The following is a 23,036-nucleotide window of genomic DNA, read 5'->3' on the forward strand; positions in this document are numbered from 1 at the left end:
GTATATATGTGATTAAAGAGGGGTGTTTATTTGAAGATATTAGGAAATTTATTTATTATATTTATGCTTTATATTTTACCACTAGTATTTTATCTAAGAACAGTGAAAATAAAAAGAAATTCTAAGTTAATTAAAACTATGGTGAGTATAGGATATATATCATTGTATTTCTTATTACCAGAACTTTATAATAATATATTACCTTTTGTTTTAATAATTTTTATTTTAGTTAATTGGGTTAGTTCAAAATGTAAGAATGATGATTATATAAAATACAGGTTTTCTTTAGGGGATTTTAAAATAGGTAAAGCATTGATATATGTGTTATTAGTTTATGGATTTATAATAATGTGTGGTTTATTTTGGCTTTTATTACTATTATTGTTCAAAATACCTATTGAACAACAACAAGTTATAACTATGTTAAGTAATTATGATTTAGTTTCTTTTATAATAACTATTCCTTTTACAGTTATTTTTGCACCAGTGGTTGAAGAATTCGTTTTTAGGTACTTATTTTATGGTAAGTTTTTAAGAAGTAGACTTAAGGGTGAGTTTGGATTTATAATATCTGCATCTATTGTTAGTATATTATTTGCATCTATTCACTTTAGTATTAGTGCTTTTGCTTCGTTATTTGTAGTAAGTTTTTTCAACTGCTATCTAATTGAAAAGGAAGGATTTTGGTATTCAGTATTTACTCACTTATTTGTTAATGGAGTTTCTACTGTTATATTACTTCTAAGCAAGATAATTTTATAGTAATAACATAATAAAAAGTCATCTCATAATTTTCTTTATTGAAAATTATGAGATGACTTTTTTATCACCGATTTTATGGAAAAACATATATTGTAGTAAAGAGGCTTAGGAAAAACACACTAAAAATACTATAGATTAAATATATAAAAAAACTTCAAAAATATAATTATCAGTGTCAAAACTTAAGCAAAATCATATAGTGTATTATACAAATGATGATATAAAAATGTAAATATAATAGGAGGATAAAAACTATGAGTGACTATTCAAATCTATATCAGATGTTTGGCGGAGCATGTACAGATGGAAACCCTTCTCAAAACTTTGGATTTGGAAGTGGAAAAATACTAATTTGGATAATAATAATACTAATTTTCTGTAGAGGTGGATTCGGCGGAAACCGTGGATGCGGCGGATTCGGAGAAAACTGTGGATGTGGTGGATTCGGAGGAAACTGTGGATTCGGAGGAAACTGTGGATGCGGTGGAAATAATTGCTGTTGCGATCCATGTGATTGCTCATGCTGTTGCTGTGAGCCGTGCTGTTGCAAATGCAAAGAATATTGCTGCTGCTGTGGTGGAGTAAGAAAAGATCGTAAAAAACAAAAGCATTATATTATAGAAACTGCTTCATGCAACCCATGCCAATGTTGTAACCCATGTTGTGACCCATGTTGCAATCAAAATCAATGTAGTGGCAATACTGGTTGTTTTGGAAATAGTGGTTTTGGTGGCTTTGGCGGATGTAATATATGCCAAATAATTCTTATAATAGCAATTTTTCTTATAAGAAGAACACCTCAACAAGTATGTAAACCATGCTAAAGAATAAAGAGTAGATAAGCCTATAGATAAGAAAACGATAAATAAAGATTGGAGGAATGAATAAATGTGTGGAAATTCAAATAATAGATGTAACTCACAAGCATGTACAATTCTTTTAATAATAGTTATTCTTGCAAATCAAGGATTACTAGATGGCTCATCAAAGTCTAAAAATGCATTAACATTACTTTTCTTATATTGGTTATGTGGATTCAATGGTGGATGTGGAAGTAATAATATGTTAGGAAACTGCAACTTTGGATCAATGTGTGGAAACCAATGTTCATGTAGATGTGGATGTCAATGCAAGTGTAAATGCTGTAAATGTAAATGCAAAGAAAGAAAATGTAAATGTAAAAGAATAAAAGTTTGTTGTGCATAATACAATAAATATCAAACTAACTAATGGATTATTAATTATCAAGAGAAAAAGTTAATAAGTATCAACAAATGGTTTTAAGTGATTAATCTATGATAATTAGAAAGTACACTTCACAAGAAGGAGGAATTTATGATGTGTGGATGCGGAAATATAGGAAATTCAGGTTGTGGCTTTCAACCATGTACAATTCTACTATTAATCGTAATTCTAAAAAATCAGTGCTTGCTAGACACAGAATGTAATTCAAGTGCTAGAAATGCATTAACTTTAATATTCTTATATTGGTTATGTTGCTCTGGTGGATTTGGTGGATTTGGATTTAATAGAGGAAATGCTGGATTTGGCCATAATAATTTTAATAATGGATGTTGCTGCAGAAAACAATGCTGCTGTAAATGTTGCTAAACTATAAGATGTTTAAACAAAAGTAAGGACTGCTTATAAAAGTAGAAATAACAATGGATAAAGAATGATGTAAACCATGGCCCAGTATAGGGGGGTTTCTAGAAAAGTAAGAAAATTAGCAGTCCATGTTATTCATGGATTGCTTTTTTAAAATTTTATAATAAGTAAAGAGGTGAGTAGATGGGAAAGCATAAGCATAGAAAAAGAGATAGAGAAGAAAACTATGTGCAAGAGCAAAATAATAATGGATACTTTGGAGGATATAATGGTAATAATCCAATGAATAATAATATGGGCATGAATGCAATGAATATGGCTGCTAACTTAGGTGCAATGGGAATGAATAATCCAGCTGGAATGAACAATCCAATGGGAATGAATAATCCTATGGAAATGAATCCAATGGGCATGATGAATCCAATGGGAATGAATAATCCTATGAATAATATGGGAGGAAATAATCCGTTGGCTAGCATGTTAGGAGGTATGGGCGGAAACTTTAATGGTATTCTGGACTTGCTTAGCAATTTAGGCATAGGCGGGGGAGGTAACACAGGAGATAGTGGTGATTTAATTAGCATGATATCTTCTTTATTAGGGGGAGGAAATACACAAGCACCTTCTAATAATGTAAACAATGGTAATAGTTCAGTAAATAATCATAGTTCTATAGAACAAATTTTATCTCAGATTAAACCAGAGGATATAGAACAATTAAAAACATTGCTACAGAATATGAATTCTAATAATTATAGTGATGGTAATAATGTCAATAATGAAAATGTTGAAGAGTATACAGAGATAAAAAAAAAAGATAAAGAATCAGTAGATGAAATATTAGCTAATCTTGACTTTAATGCCATATTGAATAACATGAATAACTTGGAGTTTTCACGAATAGATTTTTCCAATGTAGATTTAAATAATTTAGACATAAATGACATTATAAAAAGTGATGAGTTTTCAGAAGAAAATATTACTACAGTAGATGAAGCAGATATAATTGAAGAGAACATATTTAGAGATGAAAAAGGGTTAACGGAGGAAGAGTATAATAAGATTATAAATATATTGATTAGACTCATTGATCCAAATAAGATTAAATTATTACAAAAAATTTTTGAATATAATAATTTAGAAAAAGATTAAAATATTTAAAAAAGATGTATATAAAATATAATTTAGTCAATAATAAAAATGTAATGGAAGTTAAAATCTCCATAAACCTCTAGAAGTAATTTTAGAGGCCCCCCCCATCCCCCTGGGACCATTAGGTCCCATTTTTATTTTTTGAATATAATAATTCTAATAATGGGAGGCGAAGATTAAAAAGGTAAAATAACTTAATATATATTAACAGAGGTAATTTTAAATGGAAAATCATTATCATTATATTTATTTATCATTAAATTTATAGTTAAATTACTTACTTTTTTACTATCAGATGCGCTTATTACTCTAAAGTTTAATATCCAATTTTCACAGGTTATATTTCCTGTATTATCCCAAGCTAAATCTGTAAAATAACCATCTTGAAATTTATAATAATTTGATCCATTAGCAAGTCTAAAAATACTCTCTAAATCTGAACCGCTTATTTGAGAGTAAAAATAGTTGGGAACAGACAAGTAAGGGTCAGGCAAACTTTCTATTAGGCATATAAAGTTAGTTATAGTATCCTTGCCTGGTAAAGATGTAGTCAGATTATCATTAAATTCTTTAAGGGAGCCTTTATTATATAAATATCCCTTTAAATTAATATTATTATCTTGAAAATTACCTGATATAATTTTAGGAGTTCTACTATTAGCACTATCTATAAATCCTAATAAATTATTAGTAGAACAAAATATGTCATCATATCCATTTCCATTCCAAGAAAAAATATGTTGAACAGCTTTATTATGAAAAGAGCTTTGAATAAATATTTCTTTAGAATTATCTCTAGAAATATCTAAGGTAGAAACCCTTACAGGCCAATATGTGCAATATTCTCCAAGGGTCTGCAAGTTTTTATCATAGTTTAAACTATAGGTTTCATTACTATTTAAATTTACCTGAGCTAATAAGTCAGAGTCAGATTTTTTAATAAATATGGAGTCTTTTTTATTATCATTATTTAAATCTTCATTAATTACAATGTTTTCTTCAGATAAGTTGAAAACATTTTTTCCTTTTAAGTTATCTTCTTCAAAAAATAGTTTAAAAAAACATAAAGTAGCTAATACAAATAAGAATATATTAAATAATTTAGTATGCAAATTATTTTTCTTATACACTATAATCACCCCTCCATAAATTATATGTGTAAAGAGAGATAATAATTATTAAAAATTAGACAAATAAAAAAGAGATTAGATGATCTAATCTCTTATTTTGATTTCTCGCACATAGGGCATAGTCCATAAAAATATACTTTATTAGAAATAATCTCATAATCTGTATTATCTTTTACACTAGAATTTAGAAAATCAAAGTTAACACCTTCTAAATCATCTACCCTAGAGCATTTTATACAATGTATATGAGGATGTGGATCAGCAAAACCATCATATCTAAAGTTGCCTTCTCCAACATTAATCTCTTGAATTAAATTAACGTCTACTAAAACCTTTAGCGTTTTATAAACTGTTGCTAAACTCATAGTTGGATACGCTTCTTTTAAAGCTTTATGAATTGTTTCAGCTGATGGATGTTCTTTTGTTGATTTCAAGTAATTGTATACGGCTATACGCTGAGGTGTAAGTTTCAGTTTTTTTTCTTTGAAAACTTGGGTAAAATTAATATCCATTGAATCACCTCTATAGTTATTTATTATAGATATTATATAATAAATATTATCCATTGTCAAAGGGAAAGAATGGATAATGATTATTATATAATATAGTTATATTATATAATATATTATAGCAATTACAATAAAATATTTATATAAATTTAAAAAATTAATTCAATTAATAAGAAGTCACTCATATATTATAGTATAAGAGAGGAGGAGAATGACTTGAAAAAAACATATGTGTTAGATACTAACGTTATATTATATTCATCAGGAGCATTATTATCTTTTGGTAATAATGATGTAGTAATACCAGAGGTGGTATTAGAGGAGCTGGATGATTTTAAAAAAAATAAAACTGACCTTGGATTAAATGCTAGACAGGCATCGAGAATTATAGATGGATTAAGAAAGTTAGGAAATTTGAATGAAGGAGTACCTCTTCCTGGTGGTGGTAAATTAAGAATAGAGACTAATTGCTTAAATGCAGAAGTTCCAAAGTTTTGGGATAGAAATAAAGCTGATAACAGGATACTCCAAGTATGTAAAGCGTTAAAAGATGCTGGGGAAGATGTTATATTAATTACAAAGGATACCTTTGAAAGAATAAAAGCAGATATTGTCAATGTAAAAAGTGAAGATTTTTATGAGAAGGTAGTTCCAGCTGGAGATGAGCAGTATACTGGTAGAATGGAAGTCTATGTTTCACAAGATAAGCTTTCAGAATTCTATTCTAAAAAGGTTATATCTAAAAATGACGTAGTATGTTATCAAGAAGAAAATGATGAGTATTATACTCCTACCCTTTATACAAATCAATTTTTAGTTATGCATTCCTTAGAAAATAAAAAACAAAGTGCATTAGGCAGATTTGATGGAGAAAATATAGTACATTTGCATTATAAGGATAGCAAACCCCTTGGATTAAGTGCTAGAAATGTAGGACAAAGATTCATGTTAGAGTGTCTATTTACGTCATCTAATATGGCTCCTTTAAGTATAGTAAAAGGTCCAGCAGGAACAGCCAAAACATTATTTTCTTTAGCAGTAGGATTACAGAAAATTATAGAAGAAGAAACTGGTGAATATAGAAAGATATTAGTATGTAGACCTAATGTAACTATGGATGAAGAAATAGGTTTTTTACCAGGTACTGAAGAACAAAAAATATCTCCATTTATGAGACCTATTTTTGATAATTTAGAAGTTCTAGTAGATTCAGATGAAAAAGAAAGATATAAAAATGAAAAAGAGTTACAAGATAAGGTAAATGAATTATTTGATAGAAGGATTATAACCACTGAAGCCATAGCATATTTAAGAGGTAGATCAATAATAAGACAGTGGGTAATTATTGATGAGGCTCAAAATCTCTCTCCAAAGCAAGTAAAGGCAATTACCACTAGGGTAGGTATTGGAACAAAACTTATACTTATTGGAGATCCAGACCAAATAGATCACCCATTTATGGATTCTAGGTCTAATGGGTTATGTTATGCATCTGAAAGAATGAAAGGTAGTAAATTGTGTTACCAAGTAACTTTGAAATATGATGAATGTGAAAGATCACCACTATCCTTTGAAGCTGCTCAACGTTTGTAGTATAAATCATAAATTTATTAGGATATAATAATTTTTATAGTATTTATATAATAGTAAAGAATCGATAAGTATTTTATAATATTTATTGGTTCTTTTTTGGCTCTGTAGTTAATTAAAGTGATAAATGTTACAAATACTCCGATATTATATTTAAGAAAAGTTATTAATACATGGAGTGAGTATAGCTAAAATTGCACCTATTTAAAATGTTACATATGGAACCAGTTAAATATATAAATAGTTAACTAGTTGTTTTATCCGTGCGGGTTTCAGTTGCTTTTGTATTTTAATAGTGTAATTAACTCTATAGTAAAGACATAATATAAGTACTATTTATTAAATTAAGTAGTTGAAAAAATAATAAAAATTTTATATTAATAAAAGAATTAAAAAGAGTGATAAAAATATGATATACTAGGAGTATTGCAGAAGGAGTGAAAAGGATGAACAATAATTATTTATTGGGAAGAATCTTAGTGATACCAGCAATTTTAGTTGCATTTACATTTAAGGGATATATTCAATCTAAAATTGCTATAAAACTTGGTGATGATACCCCAAAAGAGTATGGAAGAAATACTTTAAATCCTTTGAAGCACATCAGTGTATTTGGGTTTATATTTATGCTTATAATAGGTTTTGGATGGATAAAACCTGTAGAAATTAATAAATCAAATTTTAAAAATCTTTATAAAGATGATTTTAAAATAAGACTTGGAGGACTTCTAACTACTTTGACTATAGGATTTATAGCTACAATAGCTCTAGCTTTATATGTCAAGTTTATACCAGGAAATAGTGATATTAAATATATAATATATTTAATTATCCAACAAACAGCTATCGTAAATTGTTCTTGGTTTATATTAAATTTATTACCTATACCAGGTTTTGATGGATTTAGCATAATAGTAGATATATTAGGAGATAAATCTGAAAGATTTCAAACTATAATGTATAAAAATAATATGTTAATATTTATTATATTAGTTCTACCTATTATAGGTGGATTTTCAATTTTAGATTTTGTAGTTGGAGTACCAGGACAGTATATATATAATATTTTTGCAGCTATGTCTACATATTTATTTTTATAAAATTTATATAGACAAAATAAATATATGATATAATTTAACAAACTAATATCGAGGAGAGTAATATATGAGACTTAGAAAAAAGCATTGGGCAAGACCAGAATTAGAAGCTAGTGATATTGTAATATATGATAAATATGGTCATTGCGGAAAATGGAGAGAAGAATTTGAAAATAATAATCCTATTCATTTAGAGTTAGGTTGTGGTATGGGAGGACATATTAGTCAACGTGCAATTAAAGATAGAAATGTAAACTTTATAGGAATAGATTTAAAAGATGAAGTTGTAGTATATGCATTAAGAAAAGTTATGGCATCATTTGAAGTAATAGAAAGAGCAAAGGATATAAATGCAAGACTTATAGTCCTTAATATAATGCTTATAGACAATGTATTTGGGAAAGATGAGATAGATAGAATATATATAAACTTCTGTAATCCTTGGCCGAAAAAAAGTCATAACAAGAGAAGACTTACATATACGAAATTTTTACAATCATATAAAAAGTTTTTAAAATCAAATGGAGAGATATGGTTTAAAACCGATGATGTAGATTTATTCAATGATTCTCAAGAATACTTTAAAGAAGCAGGATTTTCTTTAGAATTTATAACCTATGATTTACATAATAGTGGATTTGAAGATAATGTAGTTACAGAGTATGAAAGCAAGTTTACAGCTATGGGAATGAAAACTATGTTCTTGGTGGCAAGAATAAAATAAAAGTAAGAGACAAGATTTAGCTTTATATTGATGTTGAATCTTGTTTTTTTATTTTTATAATGTATTTAATCTATAGATATTTCAAATAGAAAATAAGAAAACTATAAGTATATTTAATAAGTTTTGACTATAAATAGTGCCTTTGCTATATTTATGTAGGTATATAAAATAGTAAAACCATATGGGGGGAATTAATATGAGAAAAAAGGCATTATTATTAGCTATGAGCTTAATGTTAACTACTACTATTTCCTTGGTCGGTTGTGGTAAAAAAGAAGAAGTAAAACCAGAAGCAAATTCTTCAAAAGGAGCTCAAGTTGAAGAAAAGGTTAGTTTTAAAGGTAAGTACATAGTAGATGTTTCATATGTAAAAGAAAGTTTAGAAAAAGAAAATCTACTTCTCATTGATGCAAGGGGTGAAGAAACTGCAAAAAAAGGAACTATTCAAGGAGCAATGGCTATGGCATGGCAGTCTATTGCTAAAGTTGAAGATAGCAAAGCTGGAGATGAGATGTGGGGTACTATTCTAGAACCAGAAGAGTTAAGTAAAAAGCTAAGTAACCTTGGTATTGATAAAGATAAAGAGATTATTATTTTTGCAGCGGCTAAAAATGGATGGGGCGATGACGGAAGAATTTTATGGGAGCTTGTAGCAGCAGGCTATGATAATGTTAAAATGGTTGATGGTGGATACGATGCTATGGTATCAGCAGGGTTACCAGTAGTAAAGGAGATTGCTACACCAGAGCTAGCAGATGTAAAAATTGAGGCTATTGATGATACTCATTTAATTAACACTGATGCTTTAAAAAAAGAATATGAAAATGTAAAGGTAGTAGATGTTCGTGCTGATGAAGAGTATGAAGGAAAGACCTTGTATGGTGAGGCAAAAGGTGGTCATTTACCAGGGGCAATACACATTAAATACACAGATTTATTTAATGAAGAAGGAAATTTAAAGTCAAATGATGATTTAACAAAAATATTTGAAACATCAGGATTATCAAAAAGTGATAAGATAGTAACCTATTGCACAGCAGGTATTCGTTCTGCATATATGCAGTTAATTCTTGAAATGTGTGGATTTGAAAATTCTCTAAATTATGATGAATCATACTATAGATGGTGTGCGGTAGAGGAAGTTGAAAAATAATATCATAAAGTTAATATTATAAAATAAAGTATTCTTTGATATCAAAGAATACTTTATTACAATAGAAAAACATTATATCTAATACAAGAAATAATACAAATTACTGAATAGCTTGGATATTATATATGATACAAAAAAGATAATAAGTAAATATGATTTTCTATGGATAAATATACATAGTTAAAGTAAGGAGTATGTTATGGAAAAGAAATTGACACACAAAAAAAGAAATTTAGGAAAAATCTTAATATTAATTATTATAGTATCACTAAGTTTAGCATATTTTTTCATACCAACTTTCAATTCAAAAGTAAATGGCATCTTTATGTTATTCAGCTCTATGAGTATTGAGTCTGTGGCTGGATATATAAGATCCTTTGGAATATATGCAGTATTAGTTTCATTTTTACTAATGGTGTTTCAATCAGTGGCAGCACCCTTGCCAGCATTTCTAATAACCTTTGCCAATGCTGCTATTTTTGGATGGTGGAAGGGTGCTCTATTATCATGGATTAGTTCTATGACAGGAGCAGCTTTGTGTTTTTATATTGGAAGAATTCTTGGACGAGATGCTGTTGAAAAACTTACTAGTAAATATGCAATGGCAAGTGTGGATGGGTTCTTTGAAAAGTATGGTAAACATACAATTTTAGTATGTAGATTATTGCCTTTTGTATCCTTTGACTTTATATCCTATGCAGCAGGATTAACATCTATGGGATTTTTAGAATTTATAGTGGCTACAGGGATTGGACAATTACCAGCAACTGTTGTTTATTCCTATATAGGTGGTATGTTAACTGGTGGAGCTCAAATGATTGTTACGGCGTTATTAATACTTTTTGCAATAACTGTATTAGTATTTATGTTTAAACAGATATATAATGAGAGACAAAAGAAAAGTAAAAAATAAAATGCAGAGTTAAAATTCACTCTGCATTTTATAATAAAAATTATTTTTCTAATAATTCATCATATGGCCAACCTTTTTGGCCTTTTTCTAATATAAACATTCTCTTTGCATCCACACCTTTAGTTGTTAAGTAATCAATAGTGTTTTTAGCACCACCGCCACCACCTGGGCAAACAACTATTATTGGTTTATCTGTTTTATTAATTTCATCTAAGGTAACATCTATTTTAGATCTTAAATCATTAGTATCTGCTGGATAAGCATAAGTTGGAACAGTACCAACAATATGATGTGCATCGTAATCTTCTTTTGGCTGTATATCTATTAAATAAGTATCATCTTTATTTTCAATAGCAGTTTTTAATTGTTCAGCTGTATAATATTGATATTGTTTTTCTTCGCCTTCTTTTGAAGTATCCTTTGATTTACTACATCCCATAAGCATAGTTGAGATAATTAAGCAAAGAGCAAGTAGAAGAGTAAGTTTCTTTTTCATTTTATATCCCTCCGTAAGTAAATTAATATATTTATTATATTGGTTTCTATTACCAAAGTTATTATATATAAAGGATACATTAAAATCAAATAGAGAAATTAAATTGAAAGTAATAGGTGTATTAGAGATAGCTATACTTATTGACAATAATTATTATTAAAGCTATACTTTTTTTGTTGAAATAAAAGGATATGAAATAGGGGTCAATAGTACCTCTTATTTTTATGCATAGAAAGGTAGTGTTATAAGAGGATGGTTAAGGGGAAAATAAGCATAAAAACTCATCAACTTCTTAGTTTTAGTTCACTATTTATTGAGCTTTCACAAGGAGAAAATGTATTTTGGCCAGGGTGTGCTATTTTATCTATGGGAGAAGAAATAGTGATGAAAACCTATGAACTTTTAAAAACACAGCTACCTGATTTAAAATTAAGTACTATGTGCTGTGGAAAACCATCACTTCATATAGATGGGGGACAACCTTATGAGAAAAGAAAACAGTTTTTAAATAAGGCTTTTGAGAAAAATGGAGTAAAGAAAATTTATACTTTATGTCCTAATTGCCAAAATACTTTGGTTGAAAATAGCAATTGTGAAATAATATCAGCATGGACAGTTTTAGATGAGATAATCCCAAAAAATAAATATAATATATATAAAGGAAGAAAATTATCCTTACATGATCCTTGTCCAATAAGAGGTTATTTAGAGAATGCTGTTGCTGCAAGAAATATATTAAATAAACTAGGAGTAGATATATTAGAGTTCCCTAATAATAGGGATAGAACAATTTGTTGTGGGAAAAAAGATATGATTATGACTTTATATCCAGAAAAGGGTCAAAAGCTATTTGAAATTCGTGCAAAACAAGCACCATCCAAAGAAATAGTGACATACTGCAGTTCTTGTGTAGATACTTTTAGAAAAAATAGTTTTGAAGCATATCATATTTTAGAATTATTATGGGAAACAAAGGCTAATGGGTCTTGGAAGAATAGGTATAATTCTGTAAGGAAGAGTAAGAGGTAAGATTGATAATGTTAGATACAAGGGGAAGAAAATATTTTGATAGAATATTTGATAAAATCGGAAGAAGTTTTCTTAAAATCGGTTTCATGCCAACACATATAACTATTATTGCTGCTATTGTTGGAATTGTAGGAGCTGTTTCATTTTCCTTTGGTAAGTTTATTTTATCAATAATTTTATTATGGATTTCTGGATTTTTAGATGCTGTAGATGGTTCTATGGCAAGACAAAGCGGTAAGGTTTCAGAGATAGGTACATTATTAGATATATGGCTTGATAGATTAGTTGAAATTTCATATATAATATCCTTTGCTATAGTATGTAATGAGGCAACCTTTACCTTAATGATATTAGCTTGCACTATAATTTTATCTATGACGGTATTTTTGACTAGTGGAATGCTCTTAGAAAATACAGGTATTAAAAGTTTTCATTATCAAGCTGGATTAATGGAAAGAACTGAAGGGTTTATAATGTTTACCTTTATGATAATCTTTTATTCTTATATGAAAATATTAGCATTTATTTATGCCGTGTTAATTTTATATACAGCAGTACAAAGACTATATATGGCAATTAAAGTATTAGGAGGTAAAAATGAAAAATAAGAAATTAAAATCAAAACTTTTGATAATTCTTTCCATAATACTTGTTTTTGGACTTGTAGCCTGTGGTAAGAAAAATGATAAAGCTGAAGTGGTAAACTTATATGGATGGGGTGGAGATGAAAGAGTTAACACTTGGATTGATAAGGAATTGGCAGTTTATGTAAAAGAGAACTACAATATTATTTTAAATCGTATTCCTATGAATATTGATGAAATTTTACTGAAACTTACTAATGAAAAAAGTTCTACAGAAAAAGGGGTTATTGATATTATATGGATAAACGGTGAAAATTTTCATTATGCTAAGGAAAATGAGCTTTTGTATGGACCTTTTTTAGATAAATTAGAAAATACACAAAGGTATATAGACTTAGAAGGTGATGCTGCAAATAAGGATTTTGGGTATCCTACAGAAGGATATGAAGTGCCTTGGGGAACAGCTCAATTTGTATTAAATTATGATAGCGATAAGATAAATATACCACCAACTAATATAGAAAAGTTAAAAGAGTATGTAACAAAGAATCCTGGTAGATTTACATATCCTCAGGCTAGTGATTTTACTGGCTCAGCCTTTGTTAGAACAGTACTTTATGATATTATTGGATATGATAAATTAAAGGACTTACCAGCAGATTATGATGAAGTTAAAGAAGCTATGGCACCTGCATTAGAATACCTTAAAGGGATTGAGCCTTATCTATGGAAAAAAGGGGAGGTTTACCCTACAGATTCTGCTCAACTAGATGGTTTATATCAAGATGGTGAAGTTGATATTGCCATGGATTACAATGCTAATAAAGCTTTAAGTAAAGTAATGGATAAAAGTTGGCCTGTGTCTACTAAATCCTTTGTATGGGATAAGGGAACTCCATTTAATACACATTATTTAGCCATTGCAGCTAATGCATCTAATGTAGATGGAGCATTAAAGGTAATTAATGCTGCCCTATCAGCTGAAATGCAGATGTCTAAAGCAGACTTAAGAGGATGGGCGGATTTACCATCTATTGAATACAATAAGTTAAGTGAGGAACAACAGAAGGAACTTGATGAGAAGCTTACTCCAGATAAAGAGTATGAGCATACAATTCTAAGCTATGAAGAACTTTCAAAGCATCAACAAGCAGAATTAAGATCAGACTTAGTAGTAATTATAGAAAAGGTATGGGAGGATGTGATTCTTTTTGATAAATAATAAGCAGAGACAAAAGGTTATTGGTGGATTAATGATTATTCCATCTTTATCTGTGATAGTTGTAATTACTATGTTTGTTATTATCAATACCTTTATGGAAAGCTTAGGATATATTCCTGAGCTTTCCTTTAATAATTTTACATTTAAATATTATAAAGAGTTATTTTCAGATCCTGTTTTTTTAAATAGTTTATACTATAGTTTTAAAATATCCTTAGTATCTTCAGTAATTGCTACAGTTTTAGGTAGTTATCTAGGATATTACATATCAAAATCAAGGAATAAATTTATAAATGTTTTATATAGATTGCCAATTCTACTCTCCTATGTGGCAGCGGCAGTTCTTATATATACAACTTATAGTGATAAGGGCTTACTATTTCACATAATATCATTATTAGGATTTTCTAATATAAATATAAATTTAATTTTTAACTCCAAGGGAATAGCAGTAATACTTTTAAATATTTTTAAAGGTATGCCTTTCATAGCATTTAGTGTTGCTCCTATTTTTATGAAAGCAAATAAAAATTATAGGTTTATAGCACAGAACTTAGGATGTACAAGATTTCAGTATATAATAAAAATTCTTTTACCTTTAGCTAAGAGAGCTATATTTACTTCATTTTTAGTAATATTTAATTTTAATATGTTTACTTATGAAGGTTTTTACTATCTAGGACCATCAAACCCAATTTCTATAGGGGTTTATGCTTATAAAACCTACCTAAATGCAGATTTATCCAATAGAATATATGGAATGGCTATAAATATGATAATGATCATAATATCTTTAATATTATGTGTGCTTTATTATAAAATGATAAAGGATAATGGACAAGAGGAGGTAAGAGAGTGAGAAGGTGGATTAAAAGTGTATTGATATTTTCTATACTTATATTTTTAGTACTTCCTATAATATCTATGATGGTTTGGGCCTTTTTTAAAAATTGGAAAGCAACGGATATTTTACCTAATACTTTTACACTAGATGGTTTTAAATACTTTTTTACATCAGGAGATTGGTTTATTGGAATAAAGTCTATTTTCTTTTCTATAGAAGTAGCATTAATATCTTTAGTTTTAAGTATCATGGCTGCAAGATTTTTTATAACTACCCATATAAAGTATAAAGTCACATTGGAAAGCATTTTTTATTTACCAATGTTATTACCAGTAATAAGTATATGTTTAGGAAGTCATAAATTATTTCTAAACTATTTTACTTCTTGTAGTATTGCTGTTTTAGTGTTACATATTTATTTTTCCTTACCCTATGCATTTAAATTAATATATTCCTATTATACTGTTTGGGGTATAGGAGACGAGCTTACAGCTCGAGGATTGGGTGCATCTTTTTGGCAAGCGTTTAAATATGTGAATATACCACTATATGCTCAAGGGTATGCATCAAGTTTTTTTATGGCATTTATTATATCTTACTCTCAGTATTTCATAAACATGTTTATTGGAGATAATAGCCATGTTAACTTTTCTATGATTATGACACCGTATATAGGAAATTCTAACAGAAATATAGCTTCGGTATATACATTAATGTATATACTCCATGGAGTAATAGTAATGATAATAAGTTCATATATAACAAAGAAGTACAGTAAGGCATCTGAAAATAAATAACAAGTCAAAGATGGGAAGTATATTTTGAGTTAGACAAGGAAACAGGTTCCGCAGATAGTAGCACTATCTAAGGGTTCTGTTGACGCAGTATAACACAAAATAAACGAGCATTCTGACTTATTTATTTTTTGAAGATGCCTAATGATAAATATAGGGAGATGGGTTAAATATGAGTAAGATAGAGCTTAAAAACATATATTTTTCTATTGGTAATAAGGAAATTCTAAAAAATATTAATTTAACTATTGAAGATGGAGAGTTTTTCTCTATATTAGGTCCTAGTGGGGCAGGAAAGTCTACAATTTTTAAGACTATTACAGGGGCTATATTACCTAATGAGGGAGAGCTTAGATTAGATGGTGAGATTATTAACTATTTACCTATGGAAAAAAGAAATGTAGTAATGGTACACCAAGGAAATCAACTTTTTCCACATATGACGGTAAGAGAAAATGTAGAGTTTGGATTAAAAATGAGAAAGTTTCCAAGGAAATATATTGATGATAAGGTCAAATTTCTTGTTGAGTTTTTTAACATGAGTGAACATATGAAAAAGTACCCCCATCAACTTTCAGGGGGACAACAACAGTTAATATCATTAATGAGAGCTTTAGCTATAGACCCTAAGGTACTTTTGCTTGATGAGCCCTTTACAGGGTTAGATAATAATTTAAAGCATTATATAAAAGATTATATAATGAAGATACAAAGACAGTTTAGAATTACTACCATTATGATCACTCATGAAAAAGAAGATGCTTTTTCTATGAGTAGTAGAATAGCTTTTTTATTTAAAGGAAGTATAGCTTTAGTAGATAAAACAGAAAACTTAAATATATTAACTAATATACCTTGTATTGATGAATACTTAGGTGAAATTACTACTTTAGGGGATGGAAGGATTATTTTTTCTGATAGAATTATAAAGGTAAAAAATAAGGAATCAATTATTTAATTGATATCCTTATTTTTATATTATATAGTTAAATGTTATGGGAAAATTTATATGAGATTTATTTTAAGAACTAGTTTTTCCTATCTTTTTTCCAAGGATTAAAGAGAAAATCGTCAGCAATATTAGAAGTATAATTGATACCATAAATGCTGGGTTATGGATATTCAAAGCTTGATTTCCAATGTTCAAAAATACTAAGGTACCTGGAAGAATTCCAAGGATAGTAGCTAACATATAGGAACTGAACTTTATTGATGTTAATCCAGCACCATAATTAATTAAATTGTACGGCATGGCTGGTATTAATCTTAGAATAAATATAATTCCAAAGCCTTTTTTTTCATCTAAATTAAATAAGAAGCTGCTCCAGTTTTCAGGAAGCTTTCTTTGGAGTAAATTAGTAACAGCATCCTTTGCTAGGACTTTAGCCATTAAAAACATTATGGCACTATTTAAAACTGCTCCAATTAAGGTATATATGGTGCCAGGAAGAAATCCAAATAGAAGTCCTGCAGCAAGGGCTAAGATAGGTACAGGGAAAAAAGCGATTGGAAGTATAGTAAAACATAATATATAAATAAATGGTGCTAAGTAGCCAAAACCACCTATGTAATTTCTTAAAATCTCTGGAGTTAATCCTCTGAAAAATGCAAGATAGGTGATAACAAGTATTAAAAGGGTTATCATTGAAATTGTAAGTTTTTTATTTTTTTTCACAGTGTTGCCTCCTTATAGTGACTATATCTCCATAACATATAGTATATAAATTAACAGTGTAAGTCAATATATTGAAATTAGTATAGAGAATTTCTATAAGTAAAATGTAATGATTACTAAATGTAGTAATTTAACTTTAATTTTAGTATAATTTAACTAACTGGTTGATATTTAAAGAAGAATATGATAATATACAACAAAATAGAAAGGGGTATGAGTTATGGACTTTAAAGCATTGCCAAAAATAGAATTACATTGTCACTTAGATGGAAGTGTTAGACCCAAAACTATATTAGATATAGCTACAAAAGAAAATATAGAAATACCAACTTATGATTTAGAACAATTGAGAGAATTATTAGAAGCTCCATTAGAATGTAAATCACTAGTGGAATATTTAGATAGATTTAATATTCCAATAAAGATAATGCAAAGTAAGGAAAGTTTAAGAAGGATTACCTATGAACTTTTAGAAGATGCAGATGAAGAAAATGTAAAGTATTTAGAAATTAGGTATGCACCGACTTTACATACAGAAAAGGGATTAACATTAGAAGAAGTTATTGAAAGTGTATTAGAGGGAATTAGACAAGGTGAAAAAGACTTTAATATAAAGGCTAATTTAATCTTATCTTGCTTAAGACATAATGGTGCAAATAGTGCATCTACAGTGGTGGAAGCTGGAAAGAAATTCTTAGGTGAAGGGGTAGTTGCTGTAGATCTTGCCGGAGCTGAAAATGAAGGTTTTGCTAAGGAATTTGTAGATGTAATAAAGGTAGCTAGAGAATATGGCTACAGAGTTACTATACATGCAGGAGAAACCGGTATAGGAGTAAATGTGGTAGATGCAATCAAATTACTTCATGCAGAGAGAATAGGTCATGGAGTAGCAATAAGAGATCTTAAGGAAGCCTATGACTTAGTTAAAGAAAATAATGTAACCTTAGAAATGTGTCCAACTAGTAATATGCAGACAAAAGCTGTAAAAAGTTATGAAGAGCACCCATTGTTTAAATTTTATAAAGAGGGCATAAGAGTTTCTTTTAATACTGACAATAGAACTGTTTCTGCTACTAATGTAACTGGTGAGTGTGAAAGTATAGGTAAGGTTGTAAATATGAGCTATGAAGACTATAAAAAGATATACATGGATTCTGTAGATGCTGCATTTACTACAGAAGAAATTAAAGGATATTTAAAAACATTAATATAAAATGGTTAGATATATAATTATTATATTAAATAGCTATAATCTTAATTTTTTTAAGATTATAGCTATTTATATTTTAATTTCTAGATTTAAAAGTAGATTTAAATATAATAATTACTATTAATATAACAACAGAGGTTAGGGCTATAGTACCTCCAGGAGCACAATTTAGTATATATGAAAAAATAAGACCTAATATTATATCTATAAACCCAAAAAGGATAGACAGTAATAGAGTGGGTTTAAAGCCTTTATCTAGTTGAAGAGCTGTAGCTACAGGTAATGCAATCATTGACGACATTACAAGGATACCCATTATACGTATAGAGACAGAAATGGTAGCTCCAACAAGTAAAGAAAATATATAGTTTACTGCTTTTACATTTATACCAGAAATCTTAGCACCTTCTTCATCAAAGGTAGTATAAAGAAGCTTATCATATAAAAAGTATATAACTACAATAGATATACAGCTAAGAATAACCATAATAATTAAGTCTGCTTTAGTAACGGTTAATATGCTTCCAAATAAATAGCTATTAACGTTCCCAGAAGCTTTTCCAGTGCTTATAAGGGTAATTCCTATACCAACACTAAAGGTCAGAACTATAGAAAGAATAAGTTCTGCGTATTTTTTGTAGTAGTCTCTAAGAAATTCTATGGATAAACCACATATAGTTGTAAATATAAATGCACATATTATTGGATTAAATCCCATTACTAGTCCTATAGCAACACCAGCAAAGGCTGAGTGAGCCAAGGTGTCACCCATCATAGAATGTCGTTTAAGCACTAAAAATACTCCTACCATAGGACATAGTATGGATATGAATATGGCTGCTAAAAAGGCATTTTGCATAAACTCATATTGAAACATTAGAAATCCTCCTTATGTACTCTTCAGATGTATATAGAGTTCCAAAGCCATTCTCCATGGTAAGGATATGGGTTGAATTTTGAAGAGCTGTTTCTAAGTTATGCTCTACAGATATAACGGTAACTCCATTCTTTTTATTTAAAGAGGCTATAAGCCCATAAATCTCTTTCATGCTTTTGCTATCAACTCCAGTGGAAGGTTCATCTAGAATTAATATATCTTCATTAGCTAATATAGCCCTTGCAATAAAAATCTTTTGTTTTTGACCTCCAGATAAGTTTCCAATAAGAGAATTTTTATACTCAAGCATATCCACTTTCTTTAGAGCTTCAGTGATTGACTCTTTATCTTTAATTTTAAGAACATTTCTATGGGCATTAAGCATTTCCCAAACAGTTATAGGAAAAGAACTATTAAAATTTTCGACTATTTGAGGAACATATCCAATTTTTTTAGAAGTTAAATTAATACTTCCCTTTTGAGGAGTAAGTAGATTTAAAATCAACTTTATTAAGGTACTTTTACAACTACCATTAGCACCAATTATGGATACATAACTTTCTTTAGCTATGTTTAGTGAAAGATTATCAATAATGTAGGGCTTAGAATTATTATATGAAAAACATAGGTCTTTAATTTTGATCATTAGTGTTGCTCCTTTCTACAATTATAAGTCTAGCCATAATTTTACATATTATAGCTATAATTTAAACAAATTAAAATAAAGATTATCTATAAGTGAATGATTTTTCATTAATATGACAATATTTAAAAGTGTAACATATGTAAATTATTAACACTGACCTAGTACATAATAGTGTAGGTCAGTGTTGATAATAAAATCTAATATGATATAATTATACTACTTATGAAAATCATTTTCAATTGAAGGAGAGAAAATTATGAAGAAATTAAAGGTTTTAGGAGCATTAACTTTGATAGTAGTTATGTTAACAGCATGTTCTAATATAGAGTCAAAGAATAGTGAAGAAAAGGTTAATACAATTAATATTGTTACGTCCTTTTATGGTATGAAGGCTTTAACTGAGGAGATAGGGGGAGATAAGGTTAGCATAGAAAGTGTTATACCAGAAGGTAGTGAACCCCATGACTTTGACATTAAGGCTAAGGATATGAAGGCTATAGAAGAGGCTGATATATTCATTTATAATGGAGCTGGCATGGAATCGTGGATTGAGGATGTAGAAGCAGCTATCGGTGGTAAAGAACTAATAGTTGTAGAAGCTAGCAAAGGTGTGGAACTTATAAATGCTGATGAAGAACATGAAGAAGATGAAGAAGATGAAGAGCATAATCATTCAGGAAAGGATCCTCATACTTGGCTTGGGTTAAGTGAAGCAAAGATTCAAGGTGAAAATATTAAAAATGCTTTGGTAGAAAAGGATGCTAAAAATAAAGAGTATTATGAAGAAAACCTTAAGAAATTTAATGAAAAAATAGATAATATAATTAAGGAGTATAATCCAAAGTTCAAAGAACTGGCTAATAAGAATTTTGTTACAGGTCATGCAACCTTTGGTTATTTATGTAGAGATTTTGGTCTTACACAAAAGAGCATAGAGGGGGTTTTTGCAGAAGGAGAACCATCACCAAAGGAATTACAAAATCTTATGGAATATTGTAAAGGGAATAATATAAAAACTATTTTTGTTGAAGAATTAATTAGTCCTCAGCTTTCAGATACTTTAGCTAAAGAAGTGGGAGCACAAACTAAACAAATATACACTCTACATAGTAGCGAGGACGGAAAATCTTTTTCTGATGTTATAAAATACAATGTAGAAACTATATACAGTGCTATGAATAATAAATAATTATATAATGTAAAATAAGGCGTGTACTTTATGGTATACGCCTATAATTTTCTGTGAAAAAAACTGTGATGATGGTTGTAAATAAAGGACTATAGTATATAATAATTATATAATTTACGAATAAAGGTTGAAAGGATTAAAAAAACATGGGAAAGAAGATTAGTACATGTAAATGTAATGAGGGACAAGAAAAATTAGTAGAGGAATTAAAAAAAGTTATTGGTGATGAGAATAAAATAACAGAAAATATGTGTATAGGTGCATGCAATTTATGCAGTCACAAATACATTGCCAGGGTAGATGGAGTACTTGTGGAGAATGAGAGTTTAGATGAGGTTTTAAATTCTATTAAGGAAGAAGTCCATAGAATTTAAATTTAAAAATAAATTATCAATAAAAAATAATTAAATTTAATAAAATTGCATATAATATTATCACTTCTGATATATCACTATTGATAATGTACTCATTACTGATATATAATAATAATAGAACAGATATAGGAGTGATAAATATGGAAAAAATAGCTTTAATTACTGACAGTGCTAGTGACATTACTAAGGATATAGTTGATAAGTATAATGTAAAGGTATTACCTTTTAAAATAATATATAGGGATAAGGAGTATAGTGATGGAGTAGATATTACATCTAAATATGTATATGATACTTTAGAAACTAATGCACCAACCACTTCATTACCATCCATGAGAGATATGGAGGAAATGTATGATGAATTAAAAAAAGAAGGATATACTCATGCAATAGTAGTAACAATTTCTTCAAAACTATCAGGGTTTAATAATGCAATTAAACTAATATCAGAAGATCATCCTGAGATTAAGACCTATGTTCATGATTCTAAGTCTATATCTAAGGGTGAAACTATACTTATTGAAGAGTCAGCCGAAATGATTAAACAAGGAAAAGGTTTTGATGAAATAGTATCAGAACTTCCTAAAATTACTGATAGAATAAATATATACTTTGTTATAGGAACCTTAGAATATCTTATAAGAGGGGGAAGAATTGGAAAGGTAGCTGGAACTATAGCTCAATTTTTAAATCTTAAACCAATTGTAAGTGTAGATAAGGAAGGTGAGTATTATACTTATGCAAAGGTTAGAGGAAGAAAACAATCTTTAAATAAAATTTATGATATTGTAGTATCAAAATTAAATGATAAAAAATATGATATTCATATAATGCATGGTGAAGCAGAGGCAGAGGCTATGACATTGCTAGATAAATTTAAAGTTCATAAAAATGCTAACTTCGTAAATTTCGGAGGTTATCTAAGTCCAGTATCAGGTGTTCATTCAGGACCAGGATTCATAGGAGTACTTATCTATGAAAAGGAGTAGGTTGATATGGTGGAGGATGAATTAGGGAGAGATATAAATGATATAAAAGCTGAAGAAAAGAAACTTTATGAAGAATATAAAAGAAAACTACAAGAGCTTAGAAAGGTAAAAACAGAAAATGAAGCAGTAGGTCAAGTGTTTACTAAAGGATTATTGCCAATATACACATTATATATATTGGTTCAGGGGCCTACTAATGGAAATGATATATCTCATCAAATAGGAAAGCGTACTAATGGATTTTGGATACCTAGTACAGGTGGAATATATCCATTGCTTAAAAAACTGGAGAAACAAGGATTTATTGAAGGTAGTTGGGATGAAGAAAAGAAGTCCCAGAAGATATATAGGATTACCAATAAAGGAATTGAAGAGTTTGAACATAAAAAAGAGTTATTAAAATCAAAGATAGAAGAGGCATTAGAAGTATTTAAGATAATAAAAAAAGATTTATATGATTAAAAAGTTC

Annotated in this window: 27 protein-coding genes; 21 read left to right on the forward strand and 6 right to left on the reverse strand. The window is 28.8% G+C overall.

Going from position 1 to position 23,036, the window contains the following annotated elements:
• Positions 1–30: 30 nt before the first annotated feature.
• The 5 genes from B2S02_RS03130 to B2S02_RS03150 all read left to right on the forward strand — a co-directional run bounded on the left by B2S02_RS03130 (position 31) and on the right by B2S02_RS03150 (position 3,522).
• A complete protein-coding gene (locus B2S02_RS03130) occupies positions 31–762 on the forward strand; it encodes a CPBP family intramembrane glutamic endopeptidase (RefSeq protein ID WP_346920285.1) in 732 nt (243 codons plus the stop codon).
• Positions 763–1,016: 254 nt separating this feature from the next.
• On the forward strand, positions 1,017–1,586 hold the full coding sequence (locus tag B2S02_RS03135) for a hypothetical protein (RefSeq protein ID WP_346920286.1): 570 nt from the start codon (positions 1,017–1,019) through the stop codon (positions 1,584–1,586).
• 64 nt (positions 1,587–1,650) lie between these two features.
• On the forward strand, positions 1,651–1,968 hold the full coding sequence (locus B2S02_RS03140) for a hypothetical protein (protein ID WP_346849244.1): 318 nt from the start codon (positions 1,651–1,653) through the stop codon (positions 1,966–1,968).
• A 129-nt stretch (positions 1,969–2,097) separates the two neighbouring features.
• Positions 2,098–2,373, forward strand: coding sequence for a hypothetical protein (locus B2S02_RS03145; RefSeq protein WP_242844149.1), 276 nt, complete (start codon positions 2,098–2,100; stop codon positions 2,371–2,373).
• A gap of 180 nt (positions 2,374–2,553) precedes the next feature.
• Positions 2,554–3,522, forward strand: a complete 969-nt coding sequence (locus B2S02_RS03150) for a hypothetical protein (RefSeq protein ID WP_346877821.1) — start codon at positions 2,554–2,556, stop codon at positions 3,520–3,522.
• Between the two features lie 194 nt (positions 3,523–3,716).
• Here B2S02_RS03150 and B2S02_RS03155 read toward each other — a convergent pair whose 3' ends face one another.
• Together B2S02_RS03155 and B2S02_RS03160 are read right to left on the reverse strand one after the other, a co-directional pair.
• Complete coding sequence (locus tag B2S02_RS03155) at positions 3,717–4,652, reverse strand: hypothetical protein (protein WP_346920287.1); 936 nt, start codon at positions 4,650–4,652, stop codon at positions 3,717–3,719.
• A gap of 92 nt (positions 4,653–4,744) precedes the next feature.
• Positions 4,745–5,164, reverse strand: coding sequence for a Fur family transcriptional regulator (locus B2S02_RS03160; protein WP_346920288.1), 420 nt, complete (start codon positions 5,162–5,164; stop codon positions 4,745–4,747).
• Positions 5,165–5,377: 213 nt separating this feature from the next.
• Here B2S02_RS03160 and B2S02_RS03165 point away from each other — a divergent pair, with 213 nt between their 5' ends.
• The 5 genes from B2S02_RS03165 (at position 5,378) to B2S02_RS03185 (ending at position 10,638) form a co-directional block, all read left to right on the forward strand.
• Entirely contained in the window at positions 5,378–6,754 is a 1,377-nt protein-coding gene (locus tag B2S02_RS03165; RefSeq protein WP_035135555.1) for a PhoH family protein, read from the forward strand.
• A gap of 443 nt (positions 6,755–7,197) precedes the next feature.
• Positions 7,198–7,851, forward strand: a complete 654-nt coding sequence (locus B2S02_RS03170; protein WP_346920289.1) for a site-2 protease family protein — start codon at positions 7,198–7,200, stop codon at positions 7,849–7,851.
• Positions 7,852–7,915: 64 nt separating this feature from the next.
• A complete protein-coding gene (trmB, locus tag B2S02_RS03175; protein WP_346849240.1) occupies positions 7,916–8,572 on the forward strand; it encodes a tRNA (guanosine(46)-N7)-methyltransferase TrmB in 657 nt (218 codons plus the stop codon).
• A 196-nt stretch (positions 8,573–8,768) separates the two neighbouring features.
• Positions 8,769–9,725 carry a sulfurtransferase gene (locus tag B2S02_RS03180; protein WP_346849239.1) on the forward strand — a complete coding sequence of 319 codons (957 nt, stop codon included), beginning with the start codon at positions 8,769–8,771 and terminating at the stop codon, positions 9,723–9,725.
• 199 nt (positions 9,726–9,924) lie between these two features.
• Positions 9,925–10,638, forward strand: coding sequence for a TVP38/TMEM64 family protein (locus tag B2S02_RS03185; protein ID WP_346849238.1), 714 nt, complete (start codon positions 9,925–9,927; stop codon positions 10,636–10,638).
• A 40-nt stretch (positions 10,639–10,678) separates the two neighbouring features.
• On the opposite strand, the gene B2S02_RS03190 is transcribed toward B2S02_RS03185, so the two are convergent.
• Complete coding sequence (locus tag B2S02_RS03190) at positions 10,679–11,134, reverse strand: rhodanese-like domain-containing protein (RefSeq protein WP_346920290.1); 456 nt, start codon at positions 11,132–11,134, stop codon at positions 10,679–10,681.
• Positions 11,135–11,386: 252 nt separating this feature from the next.
• On the opposite strand from B2S02_RS03190, the gene B2S02_RS03195 reads away from it, so the two are divergent.
• The 6 genes from B2S02_RS03195 to B2S02_RS03220 all read left to right on the forward strand — a co-directional run bounded on the left by B2S02_RS03195 (position 11,387) and on the right by B2S02_RS03220 (position 16,565).
• Complete coding sequence (locus B2S02_RS03195) at positions 11,387–12,163, forward strand: (Fe-S)-binding protein (RefSeq protein WP_346920291.1); 777 nt, start codon at positions 11,387–11,389, stop codon at positions 12,161–12,163.
• A gap of 8 nt (positions 12,164–12,171) precedes the next feature.
• Positions 12,172–12,771, forward strand: coding sequence for a CDP-alcohol phosphatidyltransferase family protein (locus B2S02_RS03200; protein WP_346920292.1), 600 nt, complete (start codon positions 12,172–12,174; stop codon positions 12,769–12,771).
• Entirely contained in the window at positions 12,761–13,969 is a 1,209-nt protein-coding gene (locus B2S02_RS03205; RefSeq protein ID WP_346849234.1) for an ABC transporter substrate-binding protein, read from the forward strand. Before B2S02_RS03200 ends, B2S02_RS03205 begins: the two co-directional genes overlap by 11 nt.
• The gene (locus B2S02_RS03210) at positions 13,959–14,828 is read left to right on the forward strand and encodes an ABC transporter permease subunit (protein ID WP_346849233.1); all 870 of its coding nucleotides are present in this window, start codon (positions 13,959–13,961) and stop codon (positions 14,826–14,828) included. The genes B2S02_RS03205 and B2S02_RS03210 overlap by 11 nt, the downstream gene beginning before the upstream one ends.
• The gene (locus B2S02_RS03215; RefSeq protein ID WP_346920293.1) at positions 14,825–15,610 is read left to right on the forward strand and encodes an ABC transporter permease; all 786 of its coding nucleotides are present in this window, start codon (positions 14,825–14,827) and stop codon (positions 15,608–15,610) included. The genes B2S02_RS03210 and B2S02_RS03215 overlap by 4 nt, the downstream gene beginning before the upstream one ends.
• A gap of 169 nt (positions 15,611–15,779) precedes the next feature.
• Entirely contained in the window at positions 15,780–16,565 is a 786-nt protein-coding gene (locus B2S02_RS03220) for an ABC transporter ATP-binding protein (RefSeq protein ID WP_346920294.1), read from the forward strand.
• Between the two features lie 63 nt (positions 16,566–16,628).
• On the opposite strand, the gene B2S02_RS03225 is transcribed toward B2S02_RS03220, so the two are convergent.
• Positions 16,629–17,282, reverse strand: a complete 654-nt coding sequence (locus B2S02_RS03225) for a TVP38/TMEM64 family protein (protein WP_346920295.1) — start codon at positions 17,280–17,282, stop codon at positions 16,629–16,631.
• 220 nt (positions 17,283–17,502) lie between these two features.
• Between B2S02_RS03225 and add the strand changes: the two genes are divergently transcribed.
• Positions 17,503–18,495, forward strand: coding sequence for an adenosine deaminase (gene add / locus B2S02_RS03230; protein ID WP_346920296.1), 993 nt, complete (start codon positions 17,503–17,505; stop codon positions 18,493–18,495).
• Positions 18,496–18,568: 73 nt separating this feature from the next.
• On the opposite strand, the gene B2S02_RS03235 is transcribed toward add, so the two are convergent.
• Positions 18,569–19,369 carry a metal ABC transporter permease gene (locus B2S02_RS03235; RefSeq protein ID WP_035135574.1) on the reverse strand — a complete coding sequence of 267 codons (801 nt, stop codon included), beginning with the start codon at positions 19,367–19,369 and terminating at the stop codon, positions 18,569–18,571.
• Positions 19,356–20,015 (reverse strand): metal ABC transporter ATP-binding protein, encoded by a 660-nt coding sequence (locus B2S02_RS03240; protein ID WP_346849228.1) that lies wholly within the window; start codon positions 20,013–20,015, stop codon positions 19,356–19,358. Before B2S02_RS03240 ends, B2S02_RS03235 begins: the two co-directional genes overlap by 14 nt.
• A gap of 256 nt (positions 20,016–20,271) precedes the next feature.
• On the opposite strand from B2S02_RS03240, the gene B2S02_RS03245 reads away from it, so the two are divergent.
• From B2S02_RS03245 to B2S02_RS03260, 4 genes are all read left to right on the forward strand, one after another.
• Positions 20,272–21,204, forward strand: a complete 933-nt coding sequence (locus tag B2S02_RS03245; protein WP_346920297.1) for a metal ABC transporter solute-binding protein, Zn/Mn family — start codon at positions 20,272–20,274, stop codon at positions 21,202–21,204.
• 146 nt (positions 21,205–21,350) lie between these two features.
• On the forward strand, positions 21,351–21,578 hold the full coding sequence (locus B2S02_RS03250; protein ID WP_346849226.1) for a DUF1450 domain-containing protein: 228 nt from the start codon (positions 21,351–21,353) through the stop codon (positions 21,576–21,578).
• Between the two features lie 140 nt (positions 21,579–21,718).
• Positions 21,719–22,567 (forward strand): DegV family protein, encoded by an 849-nt coding sequence (locus B2S02_RS03255; RefSeq protein WP_346849225.1) that lies wholly within the window; start codon positions 21,719–21,721, stop codon positions 22,565–22,567.
• A gap of 6 nt (positions 22,568–22,573) precedes the next feature.
• Positions 22,574–23,029, forward strand: coding sequence for a PadR family transcriptional regulator (locus B2S02_RS03260; protein WP_346849224.1), 456 nt, complete (start codon positions 22,574–22,576; stop codon positions 23,027–23,029).
• Positions 23,030–23,036: the final 7 nt, after the last annotated feature.

The organism is Clostridium sp. UBA7339, assembly GCF_002470865.1.
Taxonomy (GTDB): Bacteria; Bacillota; Clostridia; order Clostridiales; family Clostridiaceae; genus Clostridium_J; species Clostridium_J sulfidigenes.